This is a genomic window from Mycobacterium sp. ENV421 (genome assembly GCF_002887815.1).
GTDB lineage: Bacteria > Actinomycetota > Actinomycetes > Mycobacteriales > Mycobacteriaceae > Mycobacterium.
The window spans coordinates 314,574-330,666 of the sequence record NZ_PDHO01000003.1 but is presented as its reverse complement, the minus strand read 5'-3'; the positions used below and the strand labels follow the sequence as shown (position 1 = coordinate 330,666).

The 16,093-nt window shown below is 66.5% G+C and carries 14 protein-coding genes; 4 read left to right on the top strand and 10 right to left on the bottom strand.

Annotation, left to right across the window (positions count from 1 at the left end; genetic code table 11):
- Positions 1-21 precede the first annotated feature (21 nt).
- From aftB to glf, 5 genes are read right to left on the bottom strand one after another with little or no spacing between them, the layout of a single operon-like run.
- Positions 22-1,977 (bottom strand): terminal beta-(1->2)-arabinofuranosyltransferase, encoded by a 1,956-nt coding sequence (aftB, locus tag CRM90_RS05855; RefSeq protein ID WP_286145618.1) that lies wholly within the window; start codon positions 1,975-1,977, stop codon positions 22-24.
- Between the two features lie 4 nt (positions 1,978-1,981).
- Positions 1,982-2,896 carry a decaprenyl-phosphate phosphoribosyltransferase gene (locus tag CRM90_RS05850; protein WP_102806038.1) on the bottom strand — a complete coding sequence of 305 codons (915 nt, stop codon included), beginning with the start codon at positions 2,894-2,896 and terminating at the stop codon, positions 1,982-1,984.
- Between the two features lie 6 nt (positions 2,897-2,902).
- On the bottom strand, positions 2,903-3,445 hold the full coding sequence (locus CRM90_RS05845) for a phosphatase PAP2 family protein (RefSeq protein ID WP_102806037.1): 543 nt from the start codon (positions 3,443-3,445) through the stop codon (positions 2,903-2,905).
- Positions 3,438-5,378 (bottom strand): glycosyltransferase, encoded by a 1,941-nt coding sequence (locus tag CRM90_RS05840; protein WP_102806036.1) that lies wholly within the window; start codon positions 5,376-5,378, stop codon positions 3,438-3,440. Before CRM90_RS05840 ends, CRM90_RS05845 begins: the two co-directional genes overlap by 8 nt.
- Positions 5,375-6,628 carry a UDP-galactopyranose mutase gene (gene glf, locus CRM90_RS05835; protein ID WP_233209176.1) on the bottom strand — a complete coding sequence of 418 codons (1,254 nt, stop codon included), beginning with the start codon at positions 6,626-6,628 and terminating at the stop codon, positions 5,375-5,377. Before glf ends, CRM90_RS05840 begins: the two co-directional genes overlap by 4 nt.
- 245 nt (positions 6,629-6,873) lie before the next feature.
- On the opposite strand from glf, the gene CRM90_RS05830 reads away from it, so the two are divergent.
- Positions 6,874-7,821, top strand: coding sequence for a hypothetical protein (locus CRM90_RS05830; RefSeq protein ID WP_102806034.1), 948 nt, complete (start codon positions 6,874-6,876; stop codon positions 7,819-7,821).
- A 163-nt stretch (positions 7,822-7,984) separates the two neighbouring features.
- Positions 7,985-9,604, top strand: coding sequence for an N-acetylmuramoyl-L-alanine amidase (locus tag CRM90_RS05825; RefSeq protein ID WP_102806033.1), 1,620 nt, complete (start codon positions 7,985-7,987; stop codon positions 9,602-9,604).
- A 2-nt stretch (positions 9,605-9,606) separates the two neighbouring features.
- On the opposite strand, the gene CRM90_RS05820 is transcribed toward CRM90_RS05825, so the two are convergent.
- Genes CRM90_RS05820 through CRM90_RS05810 form a run of 3 tightly spaced genes read right to left on the bottom strand, consistent with a single transcriptional unit; the run spans position 9,607 to position 11,937 of the window.
- Positions 9,607-10,419, bottom strand: coding sequence for an HAD family hydrolase (locus CRM90_RS05820; RefSeq protein WP_102806032.1), 813 nt, complete (start codon positions 10,417-10,419; stop codon positions 9,607-9,609).
- Positions 10,419-11,165, bottom strand: coding sequence for a lysophospholipid acyltransferase family protein (locus CRM90_RS05815; protein WP_102806031.1), 747 nt, complete (start codon positions 11,163-11,165; stop codon positions 10,419-10,421). The genes CRM90_RS05820 and CRM90_RS05815 overlap by 1 nt, the downstream gene beginning before the upstream one ends.
- Positions 11,166-11,169: 4 nt before the next feature.
- Positions 11,170-11,937 (bottom strand): lysophospholipid acyltransferase family protein, encoded by a 768-nt coding sequence (locus tag CRM90_RS05810; RefSeq protein WP_102806030.1) that lies wholly within the window; start codon positions 11,935-11,937, stop codon positions 11,170-11,172.
- A 74-nt stretch (positions 11,938-12,011) separates the two neighbouring features.
- Here CRM90_RS05810 and CRM90_RS05805 point away from each other — a divergent pair, with 74 nt between their 5' ends.
- A complete protein-coding gene (locus CRM90_RS05805; RefSeq protein ID WP_102806029.1) occupies positions 12,012-13,562 on the top strand; it encodes a Rieske 2Fe-2S domain-containing protein in 1,551 nt (516 codons plus the stop codon).
- The gene (locus CRM90_RS05800; protein ID WP_102806028.1) at positions 13,559-13,894 is read left to right on the top strand and encodes a hypothetical protein; all 336 of its coding nucleotides are present in this window, start codon (positions 13,559-13,561) and stop codon (positions 13,892-13,894) included. The genes CRM90_RS05805 and CRM90_RS05800 overlap by 4 nt, the downstream gene beginning before the upstream one ends.
- Positions 13,895-13,985: 91 nt before the next feature.
- On the opposite strand, the gene CRM90_RS05795 is transcribed toward CRM90_RS05800, so the two are convergent.
- Together CRM90_RS05795 and serS are read right to left on the bottom strand one after the other, a co-directional pair.
- Positions 13,986-14,810: a DUF5718 family protein gene (locus CRM90_RS05795; RefSeq protein WP_102806027.1), complete on the bottom strand. Its 825-nt coding sequence runs from the start codon at positions 14,808-14,810 to the stop codon at positions 13,986-13,988.
- The gene (serS, locus tag CRM90_RS05790; protein WP_102806026.1) at positions 14,807-16,060 is read right to left on the bottom strand and encodes a serine--tRNA ligase; all 1,254 of its coding nucleotides are present in this window, start codon (positions 16,058-16,060) and stop codon (positions 14,807-14,809) included. The genes CRM90_RS05795 and serS overlap by 4 nt, the downstream gene beginning before the upstream one ends.
- Positions 16,061-16,093 lie beyond the last annotated feature (33 nt).

The following is a 16,093-nucleotide window of genomic DNA, read 5'->3' as shown; positions in this document are numbered from 1 at the left end:
ACGGGACGGTCAGCGGGGTGGTCAGGGACCGGTAGCAGGGAGGCCCGTATACGGGGTGCCCTTCAACGGTGGCTCCGCAAGACCGCAACGCGCCAGCTCGTACTGCGGAACGCGATCGATGCGGTATCGAGTGAAATCGATCGCGTGCAACACATTTGACAGGAAGCGGCGGATACCCAGCGGGTCCCGGATGGAATTGAGCATCGCCTCGGTCTCGGGACACCGCAGCGCCACCTCGGCCTCGGCGATCCACCCCTCATCGAGGTACGGCGGCACGTACGGGTGCTCCTTGAGCCAAGGCCCCTCGGCAACGGCCCAGTCCGGGAAGAGGTTCTTGTCGTGGCCGATCCGGGCATCTGCCAAGCGCGCGGTGTGCGCTGCGATCGGGTTCGCCAGACCGATCTGGTCGATCACTCTCACGTTCAGCCCGACGTTCATCCCGAGCATGCCGAGGTTGGTGAAAAAGACTGTGTGCGGTGCTATTTGGCGACGCCAGGTATCCATCGAGACACCCGGTGGAGGTGGTGGCGGCGGATAGGCGGGCACCACATCCCACTGGTCGTAGTTTCCCGACGGCAGCAGCAGCGCGCCATCGGGTGTGTTTGCGATCGCGGCCAGCACCGCCCGCATCCGCGGGTAGTCCAGGTAATCGGCGGCGGTCAGCGGGTGAGCGTGACCTGTGGCCTGCGAGTAGAACCGCCGCTCGTCGACGATGCCCGAATAGGTCACCCGGGTGGCGTCGGAGCCCAACCCCGGCGAGTTCGCCGCCCACAGCGACCAGCCGACCAGCCCCAACCACAGCGCGATCGTCGCGCCCGCGAGCACCGTGGCGCGCTCGCGGGAGAAGGTGAAGGGCTCGGGCAGCACCACGGGGATCACCGCGACGGGAGTCAGCAGGCAGAAAACAGGCGTCAACAACACCCGGCCGTGCATGAAGTCACCGCCCTGCCGGATCCAGTACAGACCCTGCAGCAGGCCACTGACGAGCATGAAAATCACAACGGCAGTGGGACTTTGGATTCTGCGTGCCAGCCGGCCGCGGTCGCCGGGCGGGTCCGGTTCGCCGGCCCGCGACGAGGTATCACGCGCGGCCACCACCACCGCGCCCAGCGCGATCACCAGCAGCGCCGCCAGCCACAGCGCATAGGGCTGGTTGAAGTTGGCCAGATAGATCAGGCCCTGCCCCCATTTGTCCCCCGAGGCATCCTTGGCCAGCGCGGTCTGCGGGAAAAGCAGCGCGTAGTAACCCATCCGGAAGATCTGATAGCCCACCGGCAACAAGCCACCGGCAACCAGGATGATCACACGGGTGGTCCAGCCCTTGGCCGCGACGAGCATCATGACCAATGCGAGGCCGCCGATCAGGGCGAGTTCGGGCCGCACCAGCACGCTCAAGCCTGCGACGAAGGCCAGCGCGGCGGTGAAAACCGGGCCACCGCGCTGCAGCCGGGGTGCCTGCGCCCAGCAGACCATCATCCACCACAGCAAGCCGATCCAGGCCAGCACCAAGCCGTTCTCCAGACCCGAGGTGGCAAAGTCCCGTGCGGGCGGGATCGCGATGTAGACCACCGCCCCCGCGGGCAGCAACACGGCCCGGCGGCCCATCAGACCGGGCGCGAATAGCCTTGCGGTGCCGAGCATTATCATCACCACGCCGGCCACGGACAAGCTCAGCGCAAGCGCGAGCGCGACGTACTCCAGCTGCACCGGACCGGCGATCAGTGCGCCGAGATAGTTCAGGTAGGTCCAGAGCGTGGAGGTATTGGATTCCACGCGTTCGCCGGCGTTGAACACCGGCCCGTTGCCTGCAAGCAGGTTGCGCACCGTGCGCAGCACAATCAGACCGTCGTCGGCGATCCAGCGGCGCTGCCAGGCACCCCACGCCCACAGCGCCGCGGTCACCACGACGCCGATCCAGAGGCTCACCCGCACCAGGCGGCGCCCGGTCGGCGCGGCCGAAACCGGTTCAGGCGTCAGGTACTCAACTGAAGGCGATCGCTGCACCGATGGTCCCGATCCACGCCAGCAACAGCAGCTGCAGTACCCGATCCTTCAACGCGATGTCTTCGGGTTCGCCGGCCAATCCGCCGTCGACGTCGACCGCGTATCGCAGGATCGCGATGGTGATCGGAATGATCGTGACCGCGTACCAGGACGCGTTGGCCCCGTCCCGCTCGAAAGCCCACAGGCTGTAACAGACCACCATCGCGGTGGCCGCCACCGTCCAGACGAACCGGAGGTAAGAGGCTGTGTAGCTCTCGAGCGACTTGCGAATCTTGGCGCCGGTGCGCTCGGCGAGCTGCAATTCGGCATAACGCTTTCCGGCCACCATGAACAACGATCCGAAGGTCATCACCAACAGGAACCATTGCGACAGCGGGATCCCGGCTGCTGCACCGCCGGCGATGGCACGGATCAGGTAGGCCGACGACACGATGCAGATGTCCAGCACCGCTTGGTGTTTGAGCCCGAAGCAGTAGGCGAGCTGCATGGCGATGTAGACGCCGATCACGATCAGCAGGTTCACCGAGGCCAGCAGCGACAGCCCGAGCGCGGCGACGCCCAGCACGACGGCCAACGTGTAGGCCAGCCCCGGCGGAACCACTCCCGCGGCGATCGGGCGGAACCGCTTGGTCGGGTGCTGACGGTCCGCTTCGACGTCCCGCGAGTCGTTGACCAGATAGATGCAGGAGGCGGCCAGCGAGAACGAGGCGAACGCGATCAAAATCTTGACCGCGACCTCTTTGTAGTCGTATTGCACGTTGCCGCCGAGCGCGGCGATCGGGGCGAGCAGCACCAGCAGGTTCTTGACCCACTGGCGAGGGCGGATGGCCTTGATGATCCCGGTGAACAGATTGCTCGGCGGTCCGGCGACCCGCGCCGCTCCCTCACTCATGGGCGCTCATTTCCGCTTCTCCTTCTGCGGTGCGGCGACACGGCCGGCCGTCGTCGCGACAACGGCGCCGACCGCCGCCCCCGCGAGCACGTCAGTCGGGTAGTGCACGCCGAGCACCAGCCGCGACAAGGCCATCGCGGGCACCACTGCCAGCGGCAGCCGTGAGCGGGTGGCCCGGCTCAGCAGCATAGCCGCGGCAGTCGTGGAGGTGGCGTGCGCCGAGGGAAAGCTCAGCGCGCTGGGCGTGCCGACGTTGACCGCGACCGCGGGGTGATTCGGGCGCGCGCGGCGCACCACCAGCTTGATCGCGATCGCGGCCGCGTGTGCGGCCACCGCGCCGACGCCCACCAGCACCCAGTCCCTGCGCCGCTTCGGCATGGCCAGCGCACCGAGCGCCGACACTGCCACCCAGCCCTGGGCATGTTCGCCGAAGTGCGACATCGCGCGGGCCACCTCGATCACCCGGGGCGTACCCAAGGTCGATTGGATGGTGACCAGGGCCGCGATCTCACCGCTCGCGGGCGGCGCGACCGGCTCGACCTCAGCCATGGCTGGACGAGCTCTCGAGCAACACCGTTTCCCACTTCTCCTTGCTCGACAGCGTCGGCAGTGCGTCTCGGTAGACCTTGCGCATCCGGTTGAACTTGCGGGCCAGCTGCACCTGGCGGCGCGTCGAAGCCCGCAGTAGCGCAAACATTTTCGCTCGATCGCGCTGCCGGTAGACCACGCCGCGGCCGTCGGCGGTGGTGACGGTGACGCCGTCGACCCGGGACAGCGAGAACCACCGGGCGTCCTGGGTCGCGACGTTGATCTGGGGACGCTCGTGGTGCACGGGATCGTGCGGCCTCAGCTGGTGGGCCACGCCGCGGGCGAGCCGCACAGCGATCGACAGCGGGTTGGTCGGGATGCTGACTTTGCGGCGCCACCGCTTGTCCGACGGCGTGGGCAATGTGGTGGCGCTGGGCAGCACGACGGCGTCGGGATACTGCGACCGCAGCCGGCGGACCTCGGGCAGTGCCGACTCGAGGATGGAGAAGATGTGTTCGGGCCCCTCGAGGAAATCGTCCATCGCCTTGTTCTGGATCGCGACAGTCGAATACTCAAGGCACAGAAGGTGTTTGAGGGTGGCCTTCATGTGGCTGGCGATGAGGCCGCGGACGTTTCCATCCCAGTGCATGGCGGCCACCACCAGCCGGTTACGCAGGTGGAAGTACGCCTGCCAGTCGATCGCGTCGTCCTTGTCGCTCCACGCCATGTGCCAGATCGCGGCGCCGGGCAGGGTGACGGTCGGGTAGCCGTGCTCGCCCGCACGCAGGCCGTATTCGACGTCGTCCCACTTGATGAACAGCGGCACCGGTTGGCCGAGCTCCTCGGCGACCTGCCGCGGGATCATGCACATCCACCAGCCGTTGAAGTCGACGTCGATGCGGCGGTGCAGCAGCTTGCTGCGGTACTGCTCCTCGTCGTTGAGCGGGTACTTGGCGAAGTTGTGGTCGTACTCGGTGTTGACCGCACCGCTCCACATGAAGTTGGCCGAGTCGACCATCTCACCCATGACATGCAGGTGACTGGGCTCCTGCAGATTGAGCATCTGGCCGCCGACAAGGGTCGGAACCTTCGCAAATCGGTTGAGCGCCAAGGCCCGCAGGATGGAGTCGGGCTCGATGCGGATGTCGTCGTCCATGAACAGGATCTGTTCGCAGTCGGTGTTCTTCAGCGCCTCGTACATCACCCGGCTGTAACCGCCCGAACCGCCGAGGTTGGGCTGGTTGTGTATGGACAGACGCGAACCCAGCGCCGCTGCGGCGGCGTCGAACCCGGGATGGTCTTTCGCCTTCTGGGTTCCTTGATCCGACACGATGACGCCGGTGATCACGTTGTCCACCAACGGATCCGACGTCAGTGCGGCCAGCGCGTTGACGCAGTCGGCGGGCCGGTTGAAGGTCGGGATGCCCACGACGACGCTGGCCCGGCCCGGAGCCGGCACCGGGGCGTACCAGCCGGCGCCGTGCACCGTGGTGTTGGTGTCGGTGGTGATGTCGAACCACACCCAGCCGCCATCTTCGAACGGGTCCAGGCCGATCTCGAATTCCGCAGAGGTCGGCGTCGTCGCGTCCGGGCTGCTGATCTCGGTGCCGCCGACGGTGATTCGGGCGCCGGTGGCCTTGGACCGGTAGACGTCGACGCGGGCCGATCCGGTGACCTCGACGCGCAGTACCACCGATTCCAGCGTCGACCAGCGTCGCCAATAGCTGGCCGGGAAGGCGTTGAAGTAGGTCGCGAACGAGACTTCGGACTCGGCGCCGATCTCCAAGGTGGTGCGGGTGGGCGCGTGCGCCCGGCGTGCGTTGGTGTCGGACTCTTCGATGTAGAGCTTGCGGACGTCGAGCGGCTCGCCGGGACGCGGGAGGATCACCCGCGCCAGCAGGCTGACGGCCTTGGTTTCTCCGGCCGCGATCGGGCCGGACGGAATCTCGCTCATTCTGTGCTGCTTTCGGTCAGCGGGGTCCCGTCGCGCAGGTGCGGCGCCAGGGTGTTGTCATACATGTTCAGCGCGCTGGCGATCGCCATGTGCATGTCCAGGTATTGGTATGTGCCCAGCCTGCCACCGAAGAGCACCTTGTTCGCGGACGTCTCCTCCCGCGCCCGACTGCGGTAAGCGGCCAGCAGCGCGCGGTCGGACTCGGTGTTGATCGGGTAGTAGGGCTCGTCGTCGTCGTCGGCGAACCGGGAGTACTCGCGCATGATGACCGTCTTGTCGGTCGGGTACTCGCGCTCCGGGTGGAAGTGGCGGAACTCGTGGATGCGGGTGTAGGGGACGTCGAGGTCGTTGTAGTTCATCACCGGGGTGCCCTGGAAGTCCCCGCATGGGAGCACCTCCAGTTCGAAGTCCAGGGTGCGCCAGCCCAACCGACCCTCGGCGTAGCCGAAGTAGCGGTCCAGCGGCCCGGTGTAGATCACCGGGGCGTCAGGGCTGGCGGCCCGCAGTTCGTCGCGGACGTCGAACCAGTCGGTGTCCAGCCTGACTTCGATGCGGTCGTCGACGGCCATGTTCTGCAGCCACTTCGTGTAGCCGTCGACCGGCAGGCCCTCGTAGGTGTCGTTGAAGTAGCGGTTGTCGAACGTGTAGCGCACCGGCAGGCGGCTGATGACGGCTGCCGGGAGTTCGGCGGGGTCGGTCTGCCATTGCTTGGCGGTGTAGCCCTTGACGAAGGCCTCGTAGAGGGGCCGGCCGATCAGTGAGATCGCCTTCTCCTCGAGGTTGGCGGCCTCCTCGGTCTTGAACTCGGCGGCCTGCTCCTGGATCAGCTGACGGGCCTCGTCGGGGGTGAAGTACTTGCCGAAGAACTGCGCCACCAGTCCGAGCCCCATCGGAAACTGGTAGGCCTGGCCGCCGTGCATGGCGAACACCCTGTGCTGATATCCGGTGAAATCGGTGAACTGCCGGACGTAGTCCCACACCCTCTGGTTGGAGGTGTGGAACAGGTGGGCACCGTAGCGGTGGATCTCGATGCCGGTCTGCGGCTCCGGCTCGGAGTAGGCGTTGCCGCCGATGTGCGACCGGCGTTCGACGACCAGGACCCGCTTGCCCAGCTGGCTGGCCACCCGCTCGGCGATGGTCAGGCCGAAGAAGCCGGAGCCGACGACGAAGAGGTCGTAGGGGCCTGAGTCGATCCCGGAATTTTGACCGGCGGGCACAAGCGAAGCGACCGGGGATTCTGAACTGCTCATCGGCGCCTAGGTTATCGGACCGGCGCGGTGTGACCCGCATCGCAAGCCCGGACGCCGGCGGGAAATCACATGCGCCGGTAACGCTCCAAGGTCGCAATTGGCTCACGATTCAGCATCGTCACTCTAGACACACTAGTCACAGCCGTACCATCAATCACGTTGGCTTCGGACTCGGCGCACGGCCGAAAATCGAGCCCCACGAAGTGATCAGACACGAACGCTGTCTAGATATTGAGGAGACTTCCGTGCCTAACAGCCGTCGACGCAAGCTCTCGACAGCCATGAGCGCAGTCGCCGCATTGGCCGTCGCAAGTCCAATTGCAGCTATTGGTGTGGTCGAACTGACCGCCGCCCCGCAGAAGGCGCCCGAGCATCGCGAATTCGTTCGCGCCGCCGTGGTGACCGACCTGCCCAACGAGTTGATGTCCGCACTGCAGCAAGGTCTGTCGCAGTTCGGGATCAACCTGCCGCCACTGCCTACGGGCCTGAGCCCCGCCGGCGCCCAGCCTGCGCAGGCAGGCCCGCTGCTGACCACCCCGGGCTTGACCGCGCCGGGCCTGACCACCCCGAGTCTGACCGCACCCGGGCTGACGACCCCGAGTCTGACCACACCGGGGCTGACCACACCGAGTCTGACCACACCGGGGCTCACCACACCCGGTCTGACCACACCGGGGCTCACCACACCCGGTCTGACCACACCGGGTCTGACGACTCCAGGATTGACCACGCCCGGCCTCACCACGCCGAGCGTCACCACCCCGGGTCTCACGACACCCGGCCTCACCACTCCAGGGGCCACCCTGCCGTCGGCGTCGCTGACCGATCCCGGGTTGACCAACCCGGCACTGACGACTCCGCAGCTCGGCACCACTCCGTCGCTGGCAACACCGGGCTTGACCAGCCCCTCGGCGACGGGCCTCGGTCTGCCCAGCGAGCAGCCGATCAGTGCTCCGCTGGGTCCGGTGAACGGGACCTATCCGATCCTCGGTGATCCCTCGCTGGCCATGCCCAGCGCACCGGCCGCCTCCGGCGGGATCATCAGCGATCTCAGCAGCGCCGCCAACCAACTCGGCGTCGGCCAGGCGATCGACCTGCTCAAGGGTGTGGTGATGCCGTCGATCACCCAGGCCATGCAGGGCGCCTCGGCCGCCGCTGCCGCTCCCGCGGCAGCCCCAGCCCCCGCCGGTTAAGAAAAGACCTGCGTCGGAACGGCACCGCAGGGTGGGTCAGGCCGCTAGGGCAGTGAACCCGGAGAGGCCCCTGCGGTGCCGTTGCAGGCATCAAGTATCACTTTCTTCACACTGGCCCGTGTCGAAACACTGGTATCAGAAGGCACATACGTAACATCGCCTTGTGCTGCCCCGCCGACCTGCGCCGACACTCGTGTTCACCGCGATCGCGGCGACCGTCGTCATCCTGCCGTGGGCAATCACCGGCGCGCCCGGATCAGAACGCCCCGACGGGCCCAAGGCAGCCGACACCGTGCTCTCGCAGCAACCGCTGACCGGCGTCGGCGGCGGAGTGACCGTGCGCGAGATCAGCCAGCCGACACCGTTCTCGATGGTCGCCCTCACGGGGACCGACCTGACCGGAACATCGGCGCGGGTACGCGCCAAGCGCCCGGACGGCACCTGGGGCCCGTGGTACACCGCGGAGACTCTGGAATCGAACGCCGACGACAGCCAGCACGGCGGTCCCCGCGGCACCGACCCGGTGTTCGTGGGAACCACCACATCGGTGCAGATCGCAGTCACCCGGCCGCCGAACGCGCCCGTCACCACCGCCCCACCCGAGACCGGCAAGAACCTGGGCTACGTGCCCGCCACCGTCGAACAACCATTCGCGCAGAACATCTCGGCAGTCTTGATCACCCCGCCGCCCAGGGCACCGGTCGACTCGCAGTGGCAACCGCCGACGGCGGCTCTGGGACCCGGCCAACCACCGAACATCATCAGCCGCGCCCAGTGGGGTGCCGACGAGCACATCCGCTGCGGTAACCCTTCTTACGGCAACGGAATTCGCGCGGCGGTGGTACACCACACCGCAGGCAGCAACGACTACGCCCCCGAAGACTCCGCTGAGATCGTCCGCTCGATCTACGCCTACCACACCCGCACTCTGGGGTGGTGCGACATCGCCTACAACGCATTGGTCGACAAGTACGGCCAGGTGTTCGAAGGCCGTGCCGGCGGTATTACGAAAGACGTACTCGGTTCGCACACAGGCGGTTTCAACACCGACGTGTGGGGTGTGTCGATGATCGGCGACTTCGAGGACGTGCCACCCACCGACATCCTGGTCCGAACGGTCGGCAGGCTGCTCGGCTGGCGACTGGGCCTGGACCACGTCAACCCACTGGGCACCACGATGCTGCGATCGGCCGGGGGCGACTACACGTTCTTCCCCGCCGGCACCACGCCGACGCTGCCGACGATCTTCGCGCACCGCGACGTCGGCAACACCGCATGCCCGGGCAACGCCGGCTATGCGGCGCTGAACCAGATCCGCGACATCGCGTCGAGGTTCAACAGACCACCGGACCTGATGGATTCGCTGCGCGGCGGCGCGATCCTGGCCAAGTGGGAAGCCATGGGCGGCAAAGACTCACCGCTGGGGATGCCGACGACGCCGGAGGCCGCCGCCGACGGCAACGCGCGGTATGTGACCTTCGAGCACGGCGCCGTGTACTGGTCACCCACCACTGATGCGCAGCCGCTGACCGGTGCGATCTACGAGGCCTGGGCATCACTGGGCTATGAACGTGGAGCGCTGGGCCTGCCGACCAGCGGTGAGATCCAGGAACCCGAGTGGATCGTGCAGAACTTCCAGCACGGCACCCTCAACTTCGACCGCCAGACGCACAACGTGCTGCGGGTGGTCGACGGGCTGACCCTGGTGATGCCGCCGCCACCGGCCGACGGGCCGCCCGTGCAGCTGGAGCGGTTCAGCCGCATCACCAACCCGATCGCTTAGGTCTACAGCCACCAACGTTCGAGTACCTGGGCCAGGCCGTCGTCGGCGTTGGTCGCGGTCACCTCATTGGCAGCAGCGACCGCCTCCGGGTGGGCGTTGCCCATCGCGACGCCCAGCCCGGCCCAGCGCAGCATCGGAACGTCGTTGGGCATGTCACCAAAGGCGACCACATCGTCGGCGGCAATCCCCAGCGGCCGGGCGATGTGTTCGACGCCGGTCGCCTTACTGGTTCCGATCGGGTTGATCTCGATCAGACCGTTATTGGTCGAGTAGGTGATATCACCTTGCGGGCCAATATGTTTCGCAAGCTCCACAGCCATGTCCGCACTGAGAGCGCCGGCCTTGCGGATCAGCAGCTTGACCGCCGGCGCACTGAGCAGGTCCTCGATCGCGACTTCGGTGTTGTCGGGGTTGAGCCAGGCGTGCTCGTAACCGGGTGAGCTGACGAACTGCGGCGTGGCCGAGTCGTGCGCGCTGCGTCCGACCCGCTCGACAGCCAGGCCCACTCCGGGGATCACCCGGGTGGCGATGTCGGCGAGTTCGGTGAGGACCTCGACCGACAAGGTGCGCGCGGAGATGATGCGGTCCTGATCGGGGTCGTAGATCACGGCACCGTTGGCGCACACCGCCATCGGCGCGAATCCCAATTCCTCGACCACCGGTGGCACCCACCGCGGCGGGCGGCCGGTCGCCAACACGAACTTGACGCCCGAAGCCACCGCTGCCTGCACCGCGCTGCGGGTGCGCGCGGTGACGTGCTCGTCCTCGTCGAGGAGGGTGCCATCCACATCGGTGGCGATCATCGCGGGCAGCATCAGCTGTGCTCCCCCATGCGGCGCGCACGCTCAGCCAACTCGGCCTCGTCACGCCGCTTGGCCTCGTCCAGAGTCGGTGCGCCGCCCCCGAACTCGGCCGGCACCCAGTATTCGCCTTCCGGGTGCGGATACGCCCGCTGTACCTCACGCAGTATCGTGCTCATCTGCTCTCTGAGCGCACCTTCCAGATCGCGGGCTGTGCCTACCGGCGGCAGCGCCCGCCCGTACCGCACGGTGAATGGAATCTTGCTGCGGCCCAACCGTTTCGGGTGATCTTTGGTCCACACCCGATGAGCGCCCCAGACGATGCAGGGGACGATGGGAACCTGCGCCTCCAGGGCCATCCGCGCGGCCCCGCTCTTGAAGTCCTTCAAGACGAACGCCCGGCTGATGGTGGCCTCGGGATAGACCCCGACGAGCTCACCGGCCTTGAGCGCGCGCACCGCTTCGGCGTACGCACCGGCGCCGGCCTGCCGATTCACCGGGATGGTGCCCGTGTGCTTGATCAAAAAGTTCACCGTCCGCACGTTTTGCATCTCGGCCTTGATCATGAACCGGATGCGGCGTCTGCGTTGGCGGGTACCCAACGCGGCTGGCAGAAAATCCACGTAACCGGTGTGGTTGATCGCCACCACGGCACCACCGTGGGTGGGGATGTTGTCGAGACCCTCGAAGGTGATCGTTGACCCCACTGCCCGGACTGCCATCGAGGCGAGGATCTCCAGGGAGCGAAAGACGGGTTCCATGGTGCTACCCCGGCGGGTCTGGGCGCTGTGCCCTCTTGGCCGCTTTCTCGGCAGCCTCGGCCGCGTCCATCGCAGATGCTTCAGCCAACGTCGGAGCACCCCCGCCCAGCCGGTGCGGCACCCAGAATTCGCCGGCAGGATGCGGGCCGTAGCGGTCCTGCACCTGTTCCAGCAGATGCTGCATACGCGAGTGCAGCAGCGCGGTCAGTTCATTGGCCGGCAGCGTCGGCGCGATGGGCTCCCCGACCGCGATCGCGATCGGCACCTTGGGGCGCCACATCTTGCGCGGACGGCCCTTGGTCCAGATGCGCTGAGCGCCCCACACGATGTGCGGAATGATCGGGACGTCGGCGGCGATCGCCATGCGCGCCGCCCCGGACTTGAATTCTTTGAGCTCGAAGCTGCGGCTGATCGTCGCTTCGGGGTAGACGCCGACCAGTTCGCCGGCCTTCAAGGCCTGGCAAGCCGCGTCGAAGGAGGCGGCGCCACTGGCCCGGTCCACCGGGATGTGGCGCAGGCTGCGCATGATCGGACCGGTGATCTTGGCGTCGAAGACCTCTTGCTTGGCCATGAACCGCACCTTGCGGCCGCGGCCCTGCAGGTAGGCGGGCAGCCCGGCGAAAGTGAAGTCGAAATAGCTGGTGTGGTTGATGGCCACGACAGCACCACCCGTCACGGGTAGGTTTTCGACGCCGGTCACGGTGAACTTCAAGCCCTGCGCCCGCCACGTCAGGCGGGCGAGCTGAATGACCGTTCCATATACCGGTTCCACAGCGGTCAGCCTAGCTCGCGAACCGTTGGCGGCTAAGCTCGTGGCTGGTGCAGTTACCACGGAAAAGGGGATTTGTGCAGGTCACCAGCATCGGTCACGCCGGTTTTCGGATCGACACCCAGGCAGGAAGCATCCTGTGCGACCCCTGGCTGAACCCCGCCTATTTCGGATCGTGGTTCGTCTTCCCTGACAACAGCGCCCTGGACTGGACCGCGCTGGGCGACTGCGACTACCTCTACGTCTCACACCTGCACAAAGACCACTTCGACCCCAAGCTGCTCACCGAGTACGTCAACAAGGACGCGGTCGTCCTGCTGCCGGACTTCCCGGTGCCCGACCTGAAGCGCGAACTCGAGGCGCTGGGCTTCCACCGCTTCTACGAGACCACCGACTCCGTGAAGCATCGGGTCAGCGGGCCCAAGGGTGAGCTGGACGTGATGATCGTGGCGCTGCGGGCCCCGGCCGACGGCCCGATCGGCGACTCCGGGCTGGTCGTCTCCGACGGCACCACGACGGTGTTCAACATGAACGACTCGCGCCCGCTCGCGGTTGACCTACTGGCCGATGCATTCGGGCATATCGACGTGCACATGCTGCAGTACTCGGGCGCGATCTGGTACCCGATGGTCTACGACATGCCCGAGCGCGCCAAGCAGTCGTTCGGCACTCAGAAGCGTCAGCGCGGTATGGACCGCTGCAGGCAGTTCATCGCCGATGTCGGTGCCACCTGGGTGATCCCGTCGGCGGGGCCGCCATGCTTCCTGGATCCCGATCTGCGTGACCTCAATGACGACCACGGCGACCCGGCCAACATCTTCCCCGACCAGATGGTCTTCCTGGACCAGATGCGGCGCAACGGCAACGACGGCGGCCTGCTGATGATCCCCGGGTCGGTCGCCGATTTCACCGGGCCGGAACTGAATTCACTCGAACACCCGATCCCGACCCCCGAGGTGGAGGCGATCTTCACCACCGGCAAGGCCGAGTACATCGCCGCCTACGCCGAACGGATGGCGCCGGTGCTGGCCGCCGAGAAGGCGCGGTGGGCGCCGGCGACGGGCGAATCGCTGCTGGAGCCGCTGCGCGCGAAATTCGAACCCATCATGCTGCAGAGCGACCAGATCTGCGACGGTATCGGCTACGCGGTGGAGCTGCGTGTCGGACCGGAGACCATCGTGGTGGACTTCCCGAAACGCGTTGTGCGGGAGCCGATTGCCGATGAGAAGTTCCGGTACGGCTTCGAGATCGCCCCGGAACTGGTGCGGACCGTTCTGCGTGACGACGAACCGGACTGGGTGAACACGATCTTCCTGTCCACCCGCTTCCGCGCGTGGCGGGTCGGCGGTTACAACGAGTACCTGTACACCTTCTTCAAGTGTCTGACCGACGAGCGGATCGCCTACGCGGACGGCTGGTTCGCCGAGACCCACGACGACAGCAGCGACGTGGAGATCGGTGGGTACACGATGCAACGCCGCTGCCCGCACCTGAAAGCCGACCTGTCGAAATTCGGTGTGGTGGAAGGTTCGACGTTGACGTGCAACCTGCACGGCTGGCAGTGGAATCTGGAGACCGGACGATGCCTGACCACCAAAGGCCACGAGCTGCGGTGTTCTCGACTATGAGCGCCCCACCGCAGCAGCATTACGACGACGGCCTGGTGCAACTGGACCGTTACGCACTGACGTTGCGGCGCTATCACTTTCCGTCGGGTACCGCGAAAGTGATTCCCCTGCACTCGATCCGGGGATACAAGGCCGAGCCGCTGGGGTTCTGGATGCAGCGCTTCCGATTCTGGGGTAGCTCGGATCTGCGCCGCTGGCTGCCGCTGGACATCTACCGTCCGGTGAAATCCACGCTGGTGACCCTCGACGTGCCCGGGACCTATCCGAGCCCGGCGTTCACCCCGGTGAAGCCGCAGGAGTTCTTGACGGTGCTGAACGAGCTGCTGGGTTAGTCACTGCACGCCCGCGCCGAGATCGACGAAATGGCGCGATCCACTCGACCTTTTGCGTCCAAACGTCGGTTTGGGCGCAGTGAGGAAAGGACTAGGGCTGCCAGACCAACTGGCGCAGTTCGGATGCCGCGTCGCTCTCGGTGTCGTACACCCGCACGATGGCCTCATCGCCCGGCTGCAGGTACGTCGACTCCCCCAGCTCGGTGTAGCGCGTCGCACCGATGCCGATCAGTACCCGTTTCGGACGCCCGGACGCGACCATGAGCGCTCCGACATCCTCCAAAGGCGTATCGGGCGAACCCTTTTGGTTGGCCAACCGCTCGACGATCCAGTCCAGCAACACCTCGCCGTAGTACGAATAGCCCAGCAGCGGGCTGTCCACCCCGTACTCGTGGTGCACGCCGTCGGCGGTGCGCAGATGGCACAGCAGCCGCAGCGTCGCGGTCGGGCCGTCCGGGGTGAGGTCGCTGATGTCGAAGAACTGGTGCGCAACGCCTTTCGATGACGGGCCCCAGTTCTTCTTGTGGCTGATCTTGGCCGCGTTGGGCCGGCGGATCGAGCAGTCGTTGAACGCGCCGAGCGCAAACGGTCGCAGCGTGACCACGGTGTCGCCCTCCCACACCACGTCACAGGCCAACCCGACCTCGGGCTCGATCTGCAGGTTCAGCGGGCCGTCGGCCTCCGTCGTCTTGGGCACCATCAACGCGTCGTGGGACAGCGGAAACTCCCCCAGGAAACTGTCGTGCCCGGGCGCGTACCACGGGAAGATTCCCTTGGGGGCTGAACCTTCTTTGCCCTCCGTCTTGACATTGACGAAATCGACTGCCTCGCCGGCCTGTTCGAGATGGCCGGCGAAGTTTCCGGCCACGCCGAAGCCGAACCAGCCGCGCACCTCATCGAGGTCGAGTTCGATCACGGTTGCAGGACCTCCGTCCCAACGTAAGGTACCAGGGCGGCGGGAACACGCACGCTGCCGTCAGGCTGCTGATGGTTCTCCAGGATCGCGACCAGCCACCGCGTTGTGGCCAGCGTCCCGTTCAGGGTCGCCGCGGTCTGCGGCTTGCCGTTCTCGTCGCGGTACCGGGTGGCCAGCCGACGAGCCTGGAACGTCGTGCAGTTCGACGTCGAGGTGAGTTCGCGGTAGGCCTGCTGGGTGGGAACCCAAGCCTCGCAGTCGAATTTGCGTGCCGCCGACGAACCGAGGTCACCGGCGGCCACGTCGATCACCCGGTAGGGCACGTCGATGAGCTCGAGCATCTGGCGCTGCCAGCCCAACAGCCGCTGGTGTTCGGCCTCGGCGTCCTCAGGGCGGCAGTAAACGAAGCCCTCCACCTTGTCGAACTGGTGCACCCGGATGATGCCGCGAGTGTCCTTGCCGTAACTGCCGGCCTCGCGCCGGAAGCAGGACGACCATCCGGCGTAGCGCAACGGACCGCCCGAGAGGTCGAGGATCTCGTCGGAGTGATAACCCGCCAACGGCACCTCTGAGGTACCGACGAGATAGAGGTCATCGTCCGCGAGGTGGTAGATCTCGTCGGCGTGGGCACCGAGGAATCCGGTTCCGGCCATCACCTCGGGGCGTACCAGCACCGGCGGGATCATCAGCGTGAAGCCGTTCTCGGTAGCCACCCGTACCGCCAGCTGGAGCAGCCCGAGTTGAAGCAGGGCGCCGCGGCCGGTCAGGAAGTAGAACCGCGATCCCGACACCTTGGCGCCGCGCTCCATGTCGATGAGCCCTAGCGACTCGCCGAGTTCGAGGTGGTCCTTCGGGTTCTCGATCTCGCGCGGCTGGCCCACAACCTCGAGCACGGCGAAATCGTCCTCACCACCGGCCGGAACGCCGGCGATGATGACATTCTGGATGCCCATGTGCGCGGCCGTCATCGCCGCTTCGGCTTGAGCCTGCTCGGCTTCGGCCGACTTCACCTGCGCGGCAAGCTCTTTGGCCTGCTCGAGCAGTGCCGGCCGATCATCAGGGGATGCCGAACCGACCTTCTTGCTGGCGGCCTTCTGCTCGGCGCGCAGTGAATCGGCTCTCGATATCGCCGCCCGGCGCGCGGTGTCGGCGTCCAGCAGGGCGTCGACGAGGCCCGGATCCTCACCACGGCTGAGCTGGGACCGCCGTACCGCATCGGGGTCGTCGCGCAGCAGTTTCAGGTCGATCACGCCCGCAACCCTAGCTAGTTGGCCGCAGCGGTG

Excerpts from the sequence above, each read along its gene's own strand:
- CRM90_RS05800 (WP_102806028.1), top strand. The coding sequence starts at position 13,559 with ATGAGCGCCCCACCGCAGCAGCATTACGACGACGGCCTGGTGCAACTG.
- glf (WP_233209176.1), bottom strand. The coding sequence starts at position 6,628 with ATGAGCAGTTCAGAATCCCCGGTCGCTTCGCTTGTGCCCGCCGGTCAA.
- CRM90_RS05815 (WP_102806031.1), bottom strand. The coding sequence starts at position 11,165 with ATGGAACCCGTCTTTCGCTCCCTGGAGATCCTCGCCTCGATGGCAGTC.
- CRM90_RS05840 (WP_102806036.1), bottom strand. The coding sequence starts at position 5,378 with ATGAGCGAGATTCCGTCCGGCCCGATCGCGGCCGGAGAAACCAAGGCC.
- CRM90_RS05850 (WP_102806038.1), bottom strand. The coding sequence starts at position 2,896 with ATGAGTGAGGGAGCGGCGCGGGTCGCCGGACCGCCGAGCAATCTGTTC.
- CRM90_RS05820 (WP_102806032.1), bottom strand. The coding sequence starts at position 10,419 with ATGCTGCCCGCGATGATCGCCACCGATGTGGATGGCACCCTCCTCGAC.
- CRM90_RS05845 (WP_102806037.1), bottom strand. The coding sequence starts at position 3,445 with ATGGCTGAGGTCGAGCCGGTCGCGCCGCCCGCGAGCGGTGAGATCGCG.